This is a genomic window from Bacillus sp. 9.4 (genome assembly GCF_055486415.1).
Map to the genome: position 1 here is coordinate 478,055 of NZ_JBVFMU010000003.1, position 17,207 is coordinate 495,261.

Here is a 17,207-nt window from a genome sequence, read left to right on the forward strand (position 1 = left end):
ATCTTCCGGCTATACCGATTACAATATGTAAAAAGCTTACGGCAACCAAGGAGGCTGGACAAGCAATGGAGAAAGATCCCAGTGACTATACAGTAACACAAGAATCAGTGTTAAAGCTGATTCATGAACAAAAAAGAATGAATCGTGAAATGATCGCCGAGCTTGAGCAGATTCACGGACCCTTCCCGATCTCTCACGATATCCAATATATAAAAGTGCTGCTCGACAGCAGCAACACGCATATTGTTCAAGATTTAATGAGTGTAAGTAAGCAGCTGTATAAGAAGACTTTGTAATTGCGGAAAACATATCATTCATTATAACTGAAACAAAGCTAAAGGTTAGATGACAATATCTTGCCTTTTTTGTTTTGAAAAAACAAGTGATTCCCTGGCTGTCACAAAATGATTGTAACAAAAAAAGCCTGCCGGCACATCCAGTTAATGGACTCTGTCGGCAAGCTGTAACTATCAGAAAGAGATAGCCGTTCAAAATTAACGTAACAATTGAAGCACGTTTTGCGGCTGTTGGTTTGCTTGAGCAAGCATCGCTTGAGAAGCTTGAGAAAGAATGTTGTTCTTTGTGAAATCGCTCATTTCTTTCGCCATGTCAACGTCACGGATACGAGACTCAGCAGCTGTCAGGTTTTCAGAAGAAGCACCAAGGTTGTTTATTGTGTGCTCTAGACGGTTTTGTACCGCACCAAGTTTAGCACGTTGGTTTGAAACACTTGTAATTGCACTATCGATTTTAACAATCTCAGTGTCAAAACTAAAATCATCTGCTGAAACATCGATACCTTTTACTCCTAAAGTTGTTGCATCCATGTTGCCAATTGTAACATTAATATTTTGGCCAGCATTTGCACCAATTTGGAATGTAAATCCTGCTGTTTCACTACCGTCTAAAAGTTTTTTTCCGTTAAATTCAGTACGTTGAGAAATTCCATCGATCTCTTCAGTTAAAGCATCCATTTCATCTTTAATTGCAGTTAAATCTTCAGTTTGCTGTGTACCTGTGTTTCCTGCTTGAACAGTAAGTTCACGCATACGTTGAAGGATTGCATGGGTTTCAGTCAATGCACCCTCAGCTGTTTGGATAAGAGAAATTCCGTCTTGAGAGTTTTTAGAAGCCATTTCAAGACCTCTGATTTGTCCTCTCATTTTTTCAGAAATCGCAAGACCCGCTGCGTCATCTCCCGCACGGTTGATGCGAAGACCTGAAGAAAGTTTCTCCATGTTTTTTGAGCTCGCGCTGTTGTTTGAAGACAAACGGTTTAATGTGTTAAGCGCTGCAATATTGTGGTTGATTCTCATGTGAAAAATACCTCCATGTGTATATGTTTTTGAAATCAAAGACTTCCTTTTCTTTGATTTCTGGCGTATCAGATTCCAATAAAGCTTCTAACCTATGTAAATTCAGTCATTGATTAAGGATGCCTTTAAGCCCCTTAATAGGATTTGTCTGCTTAATTTGGAAATCATCATCCGCCTTTCAATTCATATATCGACAGCAATTTGTAAATGTTTAGGCGTTTTCCCAAAGAAATTTTACCCAAAGACGATTCTAAACCTATTATGCCGTAAAGAAAAAGCTTGCCTGCTAAGCCCAAGGATGGACTAGCTGACAAGCTGTCCCCTCTTAACAGAGGGTTTTAAGATGTAGCTGTTTCTTTTGCTTTCAAGAGCGATTTCATGCGTGCTTTGTCACGTTCGATAACAGGCTTTAAATAACGGCCTGTATACGATTCTTCAACTTCAGTGATTTCCTCAGGCGTTCCAGACGCGACAATGGTTCCGCCCCCGGCTCCGCCTTCCGGGCCCAGATCCACAATGTAATCGGCTGTCTTAATGATATCAAGGTTGTGCTCAATAACCAGTACAGTGTCTCCGTTGTCTACCAACCGTTGCAGCACGACAAGAAGCCTGGCGATATCGTCGACATGCAAACCTGTCGTCGGCTCATCTAAAATGTAGAGCGTGCGTCCGGTCGAGCGTTTGTGCAGCTCTGACGCGAGCTTCACGCGCTGCGCTTCTCCGCCTGACAAGGTCGTCGCCGGCTGGCCGAGCGTAATATAACCTAAACCAACATCATAAAGGGTTTGGAGCTTGCGTTTGATTTTCGGGATATTTTCAAAGAAAGAAAGAGCATCTTCAACCGTCATATCAAGCACATCAGAGATGCTTTTTCCTTTGTACGCCACTTCAAGTGTTTCACGGTTATAGCGTTTGCCGTGACACACCTCGCATGGAACGTATACGTCAGGAAGGAAGTGCATTTCAATTTTAATAATCCCGTCTCCGCGGCAGGCTTCACATCGTCCGCCCTTCACGTTGAAGCTGAAACGGCCTTTTTTATAGCCGCGGACCTTCGCTTCATTTGTCTGCGCGAATACATCACGAATGTCATCAAATACACCGGTGTATGTCGCAGGGTTGGATCTCGGCGTTCTTCCGATTGGCGCCTGGTCAATGTCAATGACTTTGTCTAAATGATCCAAACCTTTAATCTCTTTATGGCTGCCGGGCTTCGCTTTCGCTTTATGAAGCTTTTGCGCCAGCGCCTTATGCAAAATTTCATTAACGAGTGTACTCTTTCCTGAACCGGAAACACCTGTAACTGCTGTAAACGTCCCAAGCGGGAACTTGGCATTCACTTTTTTCAGGTTGTTTTCTGAAGCACCTTTAATTTCAATGTAACGTCCGTCCGGCTTTCTTCTTTCAGGAGGCAATGGGATAAACTTTTTCCCTGATAAATAGCTGCCCGTTAATGAGTTTGGATCTTCCATCACTTCTTCCGGCGTACCCGCAGATATCACCTGTCCGCCGTGAATACCGGCTCCCGGTCCAATATCTATTAAATAATCTGCTGCCATCATCGTGTCCTCATCATGTTCGACAACAATCAGCGTGTTCCCGAGGTCTCTCATATTTTTCAGAGCGCTGATCAAGCGGTCGTTATCACGCTGATGCAGACCGATAGACGGCTCATCTAAAATATAAAGCACACCGGATAAGCGCGAGCCAATTTGAGTCGCCAGCCTGATGCGCTGCGCCTCTCCTCCGGACAATGTACCCGCTGCCCTGCTCAATGTCAGGTAATCGAGGCCGACTTTGTCCAGAAAGCTTAAGCGCTCCACAATTTCGCGCAAAATCAAATTGGCGATCTGCATATCCTTCTCAGAAAGGGTAAGATCTTTAAAGAAGGCAAGTGCGTCGGCGACAGACAGCTCGGTAATTTTTCCAATGTGGCGGCCGTCAATCAGTACGGCAAGCGCCTCTTTCTTTAACCGATAGCCTTTGCACGTCGGACAAGATTTCTGAGACATATACTGCTCCATTTGCTCACGGATGAAATCGGAGCCTGTCTCCTTATAGCGTCTTTCAATGTTGCGCAATACGCCTTCAAATTGAATTTCACCTTCGCGTATTTGTCCAAAATCATTTTCATATCGGAAATAAATCAGGTCATCCCCGCTGCCGTACAGCACTTTATCCAGTTGATGCTTCGGCAAATCTTTGACCGGCACATCCATATCAATCCCGTAGTGGGTGCAGACTGCCTCAAGCAGCTGAGGATAATATTGTGAGCTGATCGGTGTCCAAGGGGCGACCGCATTCTCCTTCAATGACAAATCTTGATTGGGGATGACAAGATCGGCATCCACTTCAAGCTTCATTCCGAGACCGTCACACGTCGGACACGCCCCGAACGGACTGTTAAACGAAAACAGACGCGGCTCAAGCTCACCAATTGAAAATCCGCAGTGCGGACAGGCATGATGCTCGCTGAACATCAGCTCTTCCTCACCGATGACATCGATCATAACCCGTCCTTCACCTAAACGAAGCGCCGTTTCCAATGAATCTGACAGCCGGGCTGCCACGCCTTCTTTCACCACAATCCGGTCAATGACAACCTCAATGGAATGCTTCTTGTTCTTTTCTAATTCGATATCGTCAGAAAGCTCAGCCATCTCGCCGTCAATTCTGACTCTGACATAGCCTTGTTTTCTAATCTGTTCAAGCACTTTGACATGAGCGCCTTTTCGGCCCGAGACAATCGGCGCCAGCACCTGAAGCTTCGTCCGTTCCGGGTATTCCAGAATTCTGTCCACCATTTGCTCGATGGTCTGGGATGTAATCTCAATTCCGTGCTCCGGACAATGAGGCTTCCCTACTCTCGCATATAAAAGACGCAGATAATCATAAATCTCAGTTACCGTACCGACAGTAGACCTCGGATTGCGGCTCGTTGTTTTCTGATCAATGCTGATGGCGGGAGAGAGCCCCTCAATTGCATCCACATCCGGCTTATCCATTTGCCCTAAAAACTGGCGGGCATAAGCAGACAGCGACTCGACATACCGTCTCTGTCCTTCAGCATATATCGTGTCAAAGGCAAGGGAGGATTTACCTGATCCGGACAAACCCGTGACAACGACAAGCTGATCTCTCGGAATCGTTACATCTATATTTTTCAGGTTATGCGCCCTGGCTCCCTTCACCTCTATCCGATCCATAGCCATTTGTTCATCATCCTTCCGCTTTTAGCTCTAAAAGTAAATCGCGAAGCTCCGCGGCTCTCTCAAAGTCAAGCGCCTTGGCGGCTTCCTTCATTTCATGCTCCATCTGTTCAACGACTTTCTGGCGTTCTTTCTTCGTCATTTTCGACAGCTTCGGCGCGGCTTTTGTTTTGTATTCCGCTTTATCCTCAGCTGCTACTGTGGCACGAATGACATCGCGAATTTCTTTATTTATCGTTTTCGGCGTAATGCCGTGCTCTTCGTTAAACCGCTCCTGCTGCTCGCGGCGGCGTTTTGTTTCATTAATTGCAATTTCCATAGACTTCGTTATTTTATCGGCGTACATAATGACGCGGCCTTCCGCATTTCTCGCTGCCCGTCCGATGGTCTGGATCAGCGACCGCTCCGAACGAAGGAAACCTTCCTTATCCGCATCCAAAATCGCAACAAGGGATACTTCGGGAATGTCCAAACCTTCCCTCAGCAGGTTGATGCCGACAAGCACATCGTACTTGCCAAGGCGCAGGTCGCGGATAATTTCAATCCGTTCAAGCGTCTTGATCTCAGAATGCAGATAGTTTACTTTAATGCCGATTTCCTTTAAATAATCGGTCAGATCCTCTGACATCTTCTTCGTCAAAGTTGTCACAAGCACCCGTTCATTCCGCTCGATTCTTGCTTGAATTTCGCCGATCAAGTCGTCAATCTGACCTTCGATTGGACGGACGTCAATAAGCGGGTCAAGAAGCCCCGTCGGACGAATAATCTGTTCGACCATTTCATCTGTATGTTCAATCTCGTACGGCCCTGGTGTTGCTGATACATACACGATATTGTGCATATGCTTTTCAAATTCCTCAAAACGAAGCGGACGGTTATCAAGCGCTGATGGAAGCCGGAAGCCGTGATCCACGAGCACCTGTTTCCGCGCCTGGTCTCCGTTAAACATGCCGCGCACCTGAGGAATTGTCACATGCGACTCATCCACCACGATCATAAAATCGTCTGGGAAATAATCAAGAAGCGTATACGGCGTTGAACCTGGAGGCCGCAGAGTCAAATGTCTTGAATAGTTCTCGATGCCGGAGCAGAAACCCATTTCACGCATCATTTCAAGATCATATCTTGTCCGCTGCTCTAAACGCTGCGCTTCAAGGAGCTTTCCGTTTTCGTGCATGACCTTCAGCTGCTCCTCAAGCTCCTTCTCGATATTTTGAATCGCCTTCTCCATTTTCTCGGCCCGCGTTACGAAGTGGGATGCCGGGAAAATCGCAACATGATCTCGGTCGCCGAGAATTTCTCCTGTCAGCGCATCTACTTCCCGAATCCGTTCGATTTCGTCACCGAAAAATTCAACTCTGACACAATGCTCATCACGGGATGCCGGAAAGATTTCCACTACATCCCCGCGCACACGAAATGTACCGCGCTGAAAGTCGATATCGTTGCGGGCATATTGGATGTCTACAAGTTTTCTGAGCAGCTCGTTGCGCTCAATTTCCATTTCAGTCCGCAGTGACACGACCATTTCCCGGTATTCCTCAGGCGAACCGAGGCCGTATATACAAGACACACTCGCAATAATAATGACATCTCTACGCTCAAACAAAGCTGATGTGGCGGAGTGTCTCAGTTTATCAATTTCATCATTAATACTAGCGTCTTTCTCTATAAATGTATCCGTTTGAGGCACATACGCCTCCGGCTGATAATAATCATAGTAGCTGACAAAATACTCGACAGCATTGTTCGGAAAAAATTCCTTGAACTCACTGTAAAGCTGTCCAGCAAGGGTTTTGTTATGGGCAATCACGAGAGTCGGTTTATTGACTTCTTTAATCAAATTGGACACCGTAAATGTTTTCCCAGTTCCTGTTGCACCCAGCAGAGTCTGATGCTTCTTGCCCTCCTGAATTCCTTTCACAAGCTTTTCAATGGCTTTCGGCTGATCTCCCTGGGGCTGATATTTCGAGACTAACTCAAAGCGATCTTTCACAAAAATAAGCCTCCGTTTCTTTAACGAAATCTTCCTATAGATATAGTAACACAATGGAAAGCAAAATCACTAAAAATACGAACTAAAGTTCGGTGGTTTTTTATTTCCAGCTGTTTTTGTGTATAAAAAACCTGCTTTTAAAACGTAAAAGCAGGTATTCAGTCTTTATATTCATTATGTCCGATTTATTCTTCTTTTTTCTCTGCAGCTTTTTTGGCCATATACAGTCCGCCAGCCACAAGAGACACAACATCCAATCCTACAATAAAATACGTTTCTGTATAGCCTTTTAAATAAGAGGCAAACAGCAATGCAGCTGTTAAAGCGATCGCCACATAATGATTAAAGGTGACTCTAGTAAATAAAACAACAAGCATAAAAGGGAAAAACAATGCAAAAACGGCTTTTGTAATCAACAAAAACCCTCCTCAGGGATTCTTCATCTGATCTGATTATAGTAAAAAATGAAGAATCGGACAATCGTGCATTCGCTCCCTCTACTACACCATACCCCTTTTCAGCCAAAATCAATCACCATATTTGCATTTTGGTGCCGGTCAAAACTTATTCCATGGTGCCGCTGTTCTAATCAGCGGCACTTTTTTTATTACATCATCAAGTCCGCCGCCAGATTCCGAGAATAAAAGAAAATAGGCATACAGTACCAGTACGGCCGCATTTTTTATGATAATCTAACTAACTTAACTATTCATTTTATTTAGGACTTTCTGCGTTTGACAGCATTTTCCTGAAAACCTACAATTGAATGATAGTGTTTACTATCATTTTTTTAAAACACAGGCTCCGCAATAAAAAGACTAGAGAGAAAAACAAAATGAATGGAGAAAAGAGGGGTTTCAAATATGTATTCTGTTTTATTTCGCCAGGCAGAAGAGTCCAGCCAGCTGGCTGGAGCAAAAGGAATGAATTTGATTAAATTGACCAAACACGGTCTTCCTGTTCCGGACGGGTTTATTATTCAAACGAATGCGCTCGCACGTTTTATGGAGGACAACCAGCTTCAAGAGACTAGTGAAAACGTCGAAAGCGGGATCATTTCCGGAACATTTTCGGATGAGCTGAAAGATGAGCTGACTAGTTCCTTTTATAAGCTTAGAGAATCATATCGATCCGTAGCCGTGCGTTCTTCGTCTGCCTCGGAAGATTTAGAAGGCGCTTCATTCGCGGGTCAATATGAAACCTACTTAAATATCAAAACAGAGGAAGAATTTCTGGCTAAAGTGAAAGAATGCTGGGCCTCATTTTTTTCTGGGCGGGTCAGCAGCTATAAGAAAAAAATGAACAATCAAATCGCAGAACCGTTAATGGGAATAGTCGTTCAGGGGCTGATCGATTCAGAAATGTCAGGTGTTATCTTCAGCCGCAACCCTGTTACCCATGATGATAGAGAGCTTTTAATCAGCGCCAGCTACGGGTTGGGTGAAGCTGTTGTTTCAGGAAGTGTTACCCCAGACACGTTCATTGTTAATAAATCTTCGTTTGAGATTCAGAAAGAAATAGGTGCAAAGGAAATCTACATGGAGTCTGCGGCAGAAGGAATTACTGAAAAAGAAACGAGTGAAGACATGCGCAGCCGTCTTTGCCTTACAGATGAACAAGTGATTGAATTGGCTGAAATCACAAAAAAAACCGAAGACCTGTACGGATATCCTGTCGATATAGAATTTGGAATTGCTGATCATCAAATATACCTTCTGCAAGCTCGTCCGATTACAACCATTGATCAGGACAAAAAAGCGGCAGAAGAAAAACGCAGCTTCATGATTACCGACACTGATATGAATGATTTCTGGCTTAACATGGAGTCTAATATTGAAGGTCCGGTGAGTCCGTTATTTTCATCCTTCATCGTGCCGGCGTTGGAATATGGCTTGAAGAAGAGCATGCAAAAGTTTCCGATTGGTGTAGTTGTTGATGAAGTAAAACTTTATCGCGGACATATTTATTCCAAAAACCAAGGCGGACAGCAGCCTCCGTCTGAAGACTGCGGCAAAGAGCTTTTCCCGATTTTATCGGAGCATATGTATGACATCATTAATCACACATACCTCCCTTTTTACCGGACACTGGACCAGCTCGCACAAACTGAGCATACCGCAGAAAGCGCACTGGATGCTTTTCAAAAACTAAAGGCCTTTTATCTCACGGCTTATGAAGAGCACTTCAATATCGTTTTCCCGCAAATCCTTTTAACAAACAAACTGCAAGCGATGTATCAGGACATTCAAGGAGAGTCCGAAAACGCTCATTTTTACGAGATGCTGACAGGAAAAATGAACAAATCACTGGAAACGGACCGTTGCTTATGGCTATTTTCTGTGGAAGTTCAGGAGAACCCGAACCTTCTGGCCATTTTTGAAAACAACAAGCCTGAACAGCTCCAGGAGAAATTGGAACAAACAGATGAGGGAAGACACTTCCTGAAGAACGTCCATGAATTCTTGCAAGAATACGGATGGAGATCTGTTAAAAGTCATGATCTGATTGAACAAATCTGGATGGAAAATCCGTATTTCGCTCTGGCCAATATTCAAAATTATGTCCGTAATGGCTATCATTTTGACAATGAATTTCAGAAAACGAAAGAAAAACGAGAGAAATTATACAATGAATTCTTGGAAAGCATAGAAGATCCCGGTTTGCGCACCGAATTTGATCGCTATTATCAATGGACACTGAACTCTGCAAATATAAAAGATGATCACCACTTTTATATTGACGCCATGCTGGATGCCAAGGCGAGAATCTTTCTGCTGAAGATAGGTGAATTGCTGGCGGAAAACGGTGTCATTCAAGATCGGGAGGACCTTTGGTTCTTATATGATGACGAAGTGGAACAAGCGCTTCTTCACCCTGTATCCCTGCAAGAAAAGGCTGAAAAACGCAGACAGATTTTTCATGAGTATGAGCTGGCCCAAGCCCCGGCCTACCTCGGCACCCCGACAAAAGAACAGCTCAAAGCTGCTGAAGAAATTGTCGGCGCTGTGATAGAGGATGAAAAAAACACAGAGAATCATATTTTTGGCATTGCGGCATCAAGCGGCATTGCGACAGGTCCGGTGAAAATCATTCGGGACGCCAATGAATTTTCTCAATTCGCGCCTGGAGACGTACTCGTTTGCAAAATGACCACACCGCTATGGACCAGCCTGTTTCAAGACGCCAAAGCGATTATTACAGACACAGGCGGCATTTTGTCTCACGCTGCGATTATTGCCCGTGAATACGGCATTCCAGCCGTTCTCGGCACACGCACGGCAACCGAAAGACTGCGAGACGGTGACATCATCACTGTTGACGGAAGCAGCGGCAAAATCACAGTTGTCAGCCGGTCCTGATGCGTCCCCCTCTTTCTTATACAAGCGGGGCGGGTGTATACTTGTCCTGCCAGTATATTCGTGAGGTGAAACGTATTGAGACCGACAAACAAGAGAATCCTTGACGCTGCCATGCAGCTGCTCGTCAAAAAAGGATATCGCGCAACAACTACAAAAGAAATTGCAGAAAAAGCAAATGTAAGTGAAGCGACGATTTTCAGGAACTTTAAAAACAAACAAGGACTAGTTGAGGCTTTGCTTTCTCAGCATTCTTCAAACAGAGGCAGCATTTTGGAACAAACAGAAGGGGATTTGTACAAAGACCTGCTTCATATCGGAACCTGTCTCTTGGAGGAGCTCGAACATAGAAAAGATATCATTAAAATCAGCTTTCGTGAACCGGCCATGTTTCAGGATGTCATTAACCACGTCACTGAATATCCCCAATCTATGAAACAGCTATTGGTTGATTATCTCAAAACGATGGGTGAGAAAGGGGTTATTCAGACAGGAAATGAAGCGGAGAATTCCGACGTGTTCATGTCGATTATCTTCGGTTATTTCATTCACCGTCTCCACTTAGGAGACCGGGTCATATCAATGCCCCAGGAAAAAATGCTGGAGCACAGCACAGCTCTATTTGTCAAAGGAATTTCTGCTGATTAACTCCTTGGCATAATAAAAAGGAGGATCCCAATGAGCTCAAGAAAAGAATGGGCGCTGATCGTCTCGCTATTATTGGGGGCCATTCTGGTTCCCATTAACTCAACGATGATCGCGGTCGCGCTCTCATCTATTTCCCATACGTATAACGAGTCCATCGCAAGCATCACTTGGGTGGTTACCGTTTATTTAATCGTGATGGCAGTCACACAGCCGATTGCAGGAAAGCTCGGTGACATGTACGGCAATAAAACAATGTACTTATGGGGAGTCGGCCTTTTTCTAATCGCATCTCTAGGCTGCGCCCTTTCACCGAGTCTGCTCCTGTTAATTGTCTTTCGGGCATTGCAGGCTGTCGGCGGGGCATTGCTTACGCCAAACAGCATTGCCATTATCCGGCATGTTGTTTCTGAAAAACGCCTACCGAAAGTGTTTGGATTTTTCGGACTGGGCGCGGGACTTGGTGCAGCACTCGGGCCTTTTATCGGCTCTATACTGATTGACAGCTTCAGCTGGCATTCGATTTTTTGGGTCAACATCCCGTTCCTCGCCATTGCTTTATTTACGGCATTAACGATGTTTCCTCAATATAAAGAAAATAAATCTGACGCGCCGCTGGATATCATCGGCTCTCTCTTGCTTGCAGGCAGCATCGTTTCAATTATCCTGCTGACGAAAAATGAGGCTCCGTGGGGATATGCGGTATACAGTGTATTGATACTTCTTTTTGTTCCGCTTTTTTTCAGAAGAGAAAAACGTACCCAGCACCCCATCATTGACTTTGCACTGTTTAAAAGCTCAACCTTTACAAATGCGAATCTATCAGTCTTGTTAAGCAATTTGATGATGTATGCCGTCTTATTGATTATGCCGTTATTTATGACGAACCAATTTGGGCTTAATACATCTAACAGCGGGATGGCACTATCTGTATTTTCGATCTTCATGTCAGCCAGCAACTGGGTGGGAGCGCAGCTCCATCACAAATGGGGAGCCAAAAAAATCATTTTTCTTTCATTTGCCATGATGGCTGGTGCGAATCTATTATTTTTGCTGTTAAGCAGCTCGCATTCTGTCTTGTTCCTCATGCTCTCTCTTATCCTTGGCGGGCTCGCTTCCGGAGTCGGTCTGACCAGCATGCAGGTTTCATCCCTTGCCACAGTAGACCCCGGTATGTCAGGAGTGGCATCTGGGATTTTCTCGACCTTCCGTTATTTCGGAAGCATCATTTCATCAGCCTTAATTGGCCTGATTTCGGGATATCACATCCTATTTATGATTCTCTTTGCTGTATCCATCATCGGCGTTTTTGTTTCATTGGGCATCAAATCTGATGAAACGGCACGGATAGAAAAAAACTCAGCGTAACACAAAACAGCCCGGCATCGCATCTTCCTGCGGTGCCGGGCTGCCTTTTATGATCCGGAAGCGGCTGCTTCGTCTTCACGGTCATCCTTTACGAAGAGGATGCCCAATTCATGATGTTCTCCTTCATAAGAAGCTCGCTGGTCAAAACGAATTTCTCCATTCAAACCGATAATTTCAAGCTTCACATATGCACGGTTATGCTGAAGCGCTTCATAGAAATCAGAAACGTTCTTGACCGGTATGCCATTGACTTTCGTAATGATTTCCCCGATTTTCAATTCCAGATCCTCAGCCGGCGTATTGGGGATAATCCCAAGCACCATTAAGCCCTGATCCCTTTTCGAGAAATAAAACGGAGCCGCGTTATCATTCACTCTTTGCTTTATGGACAGAAAAATACGCCCTAACAAAGCAGTACAGACCGCTGCACCCGCAAGCGGCGTCCACAGTAAACTCGCTGCACCGAGAACTGCGACAGCAAGACCGAGAATACAAACGCGTTTCGCTGTGATCCTTATACTCGTTTCAGGCAGTGATCCCTGTACCCTTTGTCCAAATCCGACAAAGTAAGGAATCCATAGAAAATGGAATGAGCCGCCGGGAACAGTAAACACGGGCCACCAGCTAAGGTGCGATTCTAAACCATTACCGGGCACGAGAAGGAACAGCGGCAAAAGCCAAACCCGGTTTGCCAGCTGCTGTCCGATCGGCAAACCGCGGCTGCTTACGACAAGTGCCGGTGATGTTCTCACATGCGCAGAACGATAAGCAACCGCTCCTTCAGTGATAATCAGCAAACCTAGAAACACAGCCACAGCCGGCCAAACAACTGCAAATCCTTGCGGAAATCTCTCTAGAAAGGGCTCCGCCTGATATATTTGCAGTCCAAAACCTATCAGCATACTCACACTGACGATATATGCAGCAGACATCCAGTTTGCGCGAAGAGTGAACGCTGCCGCTGCAGTGATAACGGCAATAATCGCAAGTAAACCGAGAGGAATCGATATTCCGAGTCCACCTAAAATAACTGACAAAAGAAGACCTGGAATCAGTCCCTTTGTATATGTAAATTTCAGATCATCATAAATATCTGCTATTCTTGTATGAAAGGTTTTTCGTTCCCGTTTGATTCTTACATAGCCGAAAGCCAGGGTTATGATGATAAAAAACCAGAAAAGCGGGTGTAAGAAGAACAAGCCCGCGCTTTTTAACAGTTCAATTCCCCATTGAACAGACACTATCTCTCACCGCCTCAAGCCAAACATGTTACTCATATTCTATCAAATATTAAATGGCTTGGATATCCTCAGGAGAGTTTATCTCTCTTGCGTCATCCACAGCGTGACATTCGATAGTGAAAAATCCTTTAAATAGTGGTTTACATCCACATCCAATAACCCGCTGATTAGATGCATCGACCTTTTTATATCTGTCAGATTAATTCCTAATCGCTTATGGTTTTTCATTAAGTAGTTAAAATAATGTTTGGCGCATTCCTCATTAATGTCATTTACTGATTCGACATTGGTGTAATTGACCAAATATCTGCTGAACAGCATAAGAAGACTTAGTGCTTTTGTAGCTGAAAATGTTACGTCTTGTGTTCTGTCTTTTAATTGTTCCACTAATTCATAATATTTTTTTTCACGCACAATACTTGCCCTCTTCAATTGTGAACCCCCATTTTCTTTATACAGATAAGCACGGGCCAGTATAAGCAGCAGTACTGGAGTGCTAACAAGCATTCTCGCTAACGTTACTCTTTAAATACCTGTCGTTCAGCTGCCATTAACCTGATTACTGTTCTTTTTAGAACCTTCTTATATTGTATGAAGTAAACAAAGACTAGGCAACTTGCAAAAGTTTCATTTTAAATGCATATTAACTCGTTAGAAAGTCTCTCTCATATATTGATATCGGGTAATAACAGTCCTTTATAAATGTTTATTTGTGAAAATTTTTTTAATTTCTTGTCAAAAACTCATTTTTTATGTGACTTATGATCCATAATATCTTTAAGCACAAAGAAACAGGAGATGGAATACCATCTCCTTTAATTGACAAATAATGATTTCAATGCTGTTTGAAGCTGCAAATCATTTTTTTCATCTGATTTTTTCTTTTCTATCTGCTGATTTAATGTCTCTGCAGTGCGAGTGTCGATCACACCGGTTTTATTCAGCTTGTTTTGATCCTGAAAAGCCATAACCGCTTTTTTCATGTCTTTGCTGAAATAGCCATCCTCACGTCCCGGATCAAAGCTGAGACCTTTTAACAATACCTGCGCATGCTTGACGTCTTCATTGTTCATGTCCACTTTAAGCGGCTCTTTCAGCTGTAAGGGCCCGGCGGAAAAATAATCGGGCTGCTTAATCGCAATGGTCGGTTCAATTCCTTTCTTATGAATCCAGTTTCCATTTGGCGTCAGCCACTTGTAAAGTGTTAATTTGATGTTGCTGCCGTCCCCCATTGGCACAGCCTGTTGAACCGTTCCCTTTCCAAAAGACGTATCGCCTACAACATCATAATGGCCAGCTTCCTTTAATGCGCCGGCAAGAATTTCTGATGCAGAGGCACTGCCTTTATCCGTAATCACATTGACAGGGTACGCTTTTTTATGGGTCAATGTTGAAAAATAACGTTTTTTATCTCCATTGCGTTCAGCAATCTGAATATACGGCTGGTCCTTTGTAACGAAATGCTTAAGAATTTCTTCCACACTTTGAAGATATCCGCCCGGGTTGCCGCGTACATCAATGACAAGTCCTTCTATTTCTTTTTTCTCAAGCTCCCTCAGCGCTTTTGCAAAATCCTCTGCGGTGTGCTCAGAAAAAGTAGAGATGGCGATATATCCGACAGAATGCCCCTGTACTTTTTTCTCTGATGCAAAAACCGTTTCGAGCGGAATCTCAGCTCTCTTGATCCGGAATGACAGCTGCTTCTTCGTTCCAGGCCGCTGAATCTTCATTGAAACGCTGGACCCTTTTTTTCCTCTTATTTTTAACACAGCGTGGTTTAAATCCTTGCCGGCCATCGATTCTCCATTGATGCTGATAATTTCATCATTAGGCTTCAACCCGGCTTTTTCCGCTGGCGATTTCTTGAATGGGGAAACAATAATAATTTTGCCGTTTTCCATGCCAACCTCAGCCCCGATGCCTTCAAATGAGGAATCAAGAGAATCAGAAAATTGCTTAGCTGTCTGCTTATCCATGTAAACAGAATAAGGATCATTTAGCGTAGACAGCATTCCCTGGATGGCTCCCTCGAGCAGCTTTTCTCTATCTACTTTTTCTACGTACTCATTCGAAATTAACTCATACGCTTTTTCGATTTTGTCCATAGCTTTATCCCGTTCAGAGTCAGCTTGTGCCGTCGCGGGAACTGCTGCAGTCTGGGGCTTATCCATCTCAAGCAGGTTGATTCCCGCATATACACCGGCGCCTCCGAACAGCATGCTCCCTGCTGCTATCACAGCCATTATTTTTTGATTCATCCTTTACTCCTCCTGTATGCCAGACTGTCTTTACCAAAACCTAGAGATAGTATATGTAAAGGATGGAGATTTCATGTAATCATAGAAGAAAAAGAAGGCAAATGAAAAGCCGTCCCGAAAGCGGGACGGCTTTTTCACTTTATACTCGCAGGAACTTGCGGATGGAAGTCAGACTTCCCCATACTCCAATTACTGCGCCGATTGCAACCAGCACTAGCGAAACTTGGAATACAAATGGATTATAAGGAAGAAGAGAGACAAATGATCCTTGAACCTTTGGAACGACCCATCCGATGACGTATTGGTAAGTGCTCAGCACCAGTGCAATCGGAATCACAGAACCGAATACGCCTAGCAGCAATCCTTCAAGGAAAAACGGCCAGCGGATAAACCAGTTTGTCGCACCGACAAGCTTCATGATTTCAATTTCTTTTCTTCTTGCGAAAATTGTAATTTTAATGGTGTTGGAAATCAAGAACATCGCCGTAAATACCAGGCCGATAATTAACGCGATTCCAATGTTGCGGGAAACGCCGACCACTTTAAACAAACGGCTGACCTCTTCTTTTCCATAAGTGACTTTATAAACATGATCCATTTTTTCGATCTTTTTCGCCACGTTCGGCGTATCATGCGGGTCTGTCGTTTTGACGACAAACGCATCATTAAGCGGGTTTTCCTGATCCTTCATTGTCAGGGATTTTCCGCTGTCACCAAAACTGTCAACCAGCTGGTCAAGCTCTTTTTCTTTAGATGAAAAAGTGACACTCTGAATGCCCTTCAGTTCCTTAATATCGTTCTGAAGCTTGTCCTGTGCCTTCTGATCTGCAGTCAGATCAATCAACACTTTGATTTCAACTTGTTTTTCAGCATTCGTGGCCATGTTATTCAAATTCAGCATAATCACTAAAAACACGCCGACTAAAATCAGCGTAACGGTTACAGCACTAATGGATGCAAATGTCATCCATGTGTTTCTCCCGAGAGATTTAAAACTCTCACGCAAGTGGCGCCCGAGAATTTTAATCATATGAACCATACTCCCCTCTTGACTCATCACGCACAATGATACCATCTTCGATTGCAATGACACGTTTCTTCATGGTGTTTACGATTTCTTTATTATGTGTCGCCATCACGACTGTTGTCCCGCGGTTGTTAATTTCCTCCAGCGTCTTCATGACTTCCCAGGACGTATCCGGATCAAGGTTTCCTGTCGGTTCATCAGCAATGACAACATCAGGGTTGTTCACAATTGATCTGGCAATAGATACACGCTGCTGCTCCCCGCCTGAAAGCTGGTCAGGAAATTGTCGCGCTTTATGCTTCAGCTGCACGAGATCAAGCACTTCAAGCACCCGTTTCTTAATGACAGACGGCTGTTCTCCAATCACTTCAAGGGCAAATGCCACATTTTCAAAAACAGTAAGTTTCGGAAGAAGCTTGAAATCCTGAAAGACAACACCTATTTTGCGGCGCACGAAAGGAATCTCTTTTTCTTTAATTGTCGCGAGATCTTTATGATTGATTAAAATTTGTCCTTTTGTCGGTTTTTCTTCTCTGTAAATCATTTTAATAAAAGTAGATTTACCCGCTCCGCTCGGACCAACAACATACACAAACTCACCGGGATGAATGGTAACAGAAATCCCATTGAGCGCTTTTACGCCGTTCGGATAGGCTTTATATACTTCCTTCATCTCTATCATGAAATCACCTAATCTTTTATATCATTTTATCTATCACACGGTCATACTCTTCGAATGCATTCGACAATTTATGACCCATTCATTTGTAAAAAGATGAAAAATCTGAAAG

At 43.9% G+C, this 17,207-nt stretch carries 13 protein-coding genes; 4 read left to right on the forward strand and 9 right to left on the reverse strand.

Annotated elements, in window-relative coordinates; genetic code table 11:
- Positions 1-65: 65 nt before the first annotated feature.
- Positions 66-296, forward strand: a complete 231-nt coding sequence (locus ACZ07B_RS14470; RefSeq protein ID WP_003235419.1) for a hypothetical protein — start codon at positions 66-68, stop codon at positions 294-296.
- A gap of 198 nt (positions 297-494) precedes the next feature.
- Here the strand turns inward: ACZ07B_RS14470 and hag are convergent, their stop codons facing one another.
- From hag to ACZ07B_RS14490, 4 genes are all read right to left on the reverse strand, one after another.
- On the reverse strand, positions 495-1,316 hold the full coding sequence (gene hag, locus ACZ07B_RS14475; protein ID WP_029318328.1) for a flagellin Hag: 822 nt from the start codon (positions 1,314-1,316) through the stop codon (positions 495-497).
- Positions 1,317-1,654: 338 nt separating this feature from the next.
- Positions 1,655-4,528 (reverse strand): excinuclease ABC subunit UvrA, encoded by a 2,874-nt coding sequence (uvrA, locus tag ACZ07B_RS14480; RefSeq protein ID WP_033884617.1) that lies wholly within the window; start codon positions 4,526-4,528, stop codon positions 1,655-1,657.
- Between the two features lie 7 nt (positions 4,529-4,535).
- Entirely contained in the window at positions 4,536-6,521 is a 1,986-nt protein-coding gene (gene uvrB / locus ACZ07B_RS14485) for an excinuclease ABC subunit UvrB (RefSeq protein ID WP_003243787.1), read from the reverse strand.
- Positions 6,522-6,706: 185 nt separating this feature from the next.
- Positions 6,707-6,937 (reverse strand): CsbA family protein, encoded by a 231-nt coding sequence (locus tag ACZ07B_RS14490; RefSeq protein WP_003228053.1) that lies wholly within the window; start codon positions 6,935-6,937, stop codon positions 6,707-6,709.
- A gap of 447 nt (positions 6,938-7,384) precedes the next feature.
- Between ACZ07B_RS14490 and ACZ07B_RS14495 the strand changes: the two genes are divergently transcribed.
- From ACZ07B_RS14495 to ACZ07B_RS14505, 3 genes are all read left to right on the forward strand, one after another.
- Positions 7,385-9,880: a PEP/pyruvate-binding domain-containing protein gene (locus ACZ07B_RS14495; RefSeq protein WP_217020121.1), complete on the forward strand. Its 2,496-nt coding sequence runs from the start codon at positions 7,385-7,387 to the stop codon at positions 9,878-9,880.
- 75 nt (positions 9,881-9,955) lie between these two features.
- Entirely contained in the window at positions 9,956-10,525 is a 570-nt protein-coding gene (locus ACZ07B_RS14500) for a TetR/AcrR family transcriptional regulator (protein ID WP_017695297.1), read from the forward strand.
- A 30-nt stretch (positions 10,526-10,555) separates the two neighbouring features.
- Positions 10,556-11,890, forward strand: coding sequence for an MFS transporter (locus ACZ07B_RS14505; protein WP_029725985.1), 1,335 nt, complete (start codon positions 10,556-10,558; stop codon positions 11,888-11,890).
- Positions 11,891-11,937: 47 nt separating this feature from the next.
- Here the strand turns inward: ACZ07B_RS14505 and minJ are convergent, their stop codons facing one another.
- The 5 genes from minJ to ftsE form a co-directional block, all read right to left on the reverse strand.
- Positions 11,938-13,131: a cell division topological determinant MinJ gene (gene minJ / locus ACZ07B_RS14510; protein WP_003228042.1), complete on the reverse strand. Its 1,194-nt coding sequence runs from the start codon at positions 13,129-13,131 to the stop codon at positions 11,938-11,940.
- A 78-nt stretch (positions 13,132-13,209) separates the two neighbouring features.
- Positions 13,210-13,563 (reverse strand): swarming motility protein SwrAA, encoded by a 354-nt coding sequence (gene swrA, locus ACZ07B_RS14515; RefSeq protein WP_015251121.1) that lies wholly within the window; start codon positions 13,561-13,563, stop codon positions 13,210-13,212.
- Between the two features lie 383 nt (positions 13,564-13,946).
- Entirely contained in the window at positions 13,947-15,389 is a 1,443-nt protein-coding gene (ctpB, locus tag ACZ07B_RS14520) for a carboxy-terminal processing protease CtpB (RefSeq protein WP_086344377.1), read from the reverse strand.
- A 139-nt stretch (positions 15,390-15,528) separates the two neighbouring features.
- Positions 15,529-16,419, reverse strand: coding sequence for a permease-like cell division protein FtsX (gene ftsX / locus ACZ07B_RS14525; RefSeq protein ID WP_077671158.1), 891 nt, complete (start codon positions 16,417-16,419; stop codon positions 15,529-15,531).
- On the reverse strand, positions 16,412-17,098 hold the full coding sequence (gene ftsE / locus ACZ07B_RS14530; RefSeq protein ID WP_003228039.1) for a cell division ATP-binding protein FtsE: 687 nt from the start codon (positions 17,096-17,098) through the stop codon (positions 16,412-16,414). The genes ftsX and ftsE overlap by 8 nt, the downstream gene beginning before the upstream one ends.
- Positions 17,099-17,207: the final 109 nt, after the last annotated feature.

What these genes read in the sequence shown, in the direction of transcription:
- ftsE (WP_003228039.1), bottom strand. Translation starts at nt 17,098, where the DNA reads ATGATAGAGATGAAGGAAGTATATAAAGCCTATCCGAACGGCGTAAAA.
- ACZ07B_RS14470 (WP_003235419.1), top strand. Translation starts at nt 66, where the DNA reads ATGGAGAAAGATCCCAGTGACTATACAGTAACACAAGAATCAGTGTTA.
- ACZ07B_RS14505 (WP_029725985.1), top strand. Translation starts at nt 10,556, where the DNA reads ATGAGCTCAAGAAAAGAATGGGCGCTGATCGTCTCGCTATTATTGGGG.
- ftsX (WP_077671158.1), bottom strand. Translation starts at nt 16,419, where the DNA reads ATGATTAAAATTCTCGGGCGCCACTTGCGTGAGAGTTTTAAATCTCTC.
- ctpB (WP_086344377.1), bottom strand. Translation starts at nt 15,389, where the DNA reads ATGAATCAAAAAATAATGGCTGTGATAGCAGCAGGGAGCATGCTGTTC.
- hag (WP_029318328.1), bottom strand. Translation starts at nt 1,316, where the DNA reads ATGAGAATCAACCACAATATTGCAGCGCTTAACACATTAAACCGTTTG.
- uvrA (WP_033884617.1), bottom strand. Translation starts at nt 4,528, where the DNA reads ATGGCTATGGATCGGATAGAGGTGAAGGGAGCCAGGGCGCATAACCTG.
- ACZ07B_RS14495 (WP_217020121.1), top strand. Translation starts at nt 7,385, where the DNA reads ATGTATTCTGTTTTATTTCGCCAGGCAGAAGAGTCCAGCCAGCTGGCT.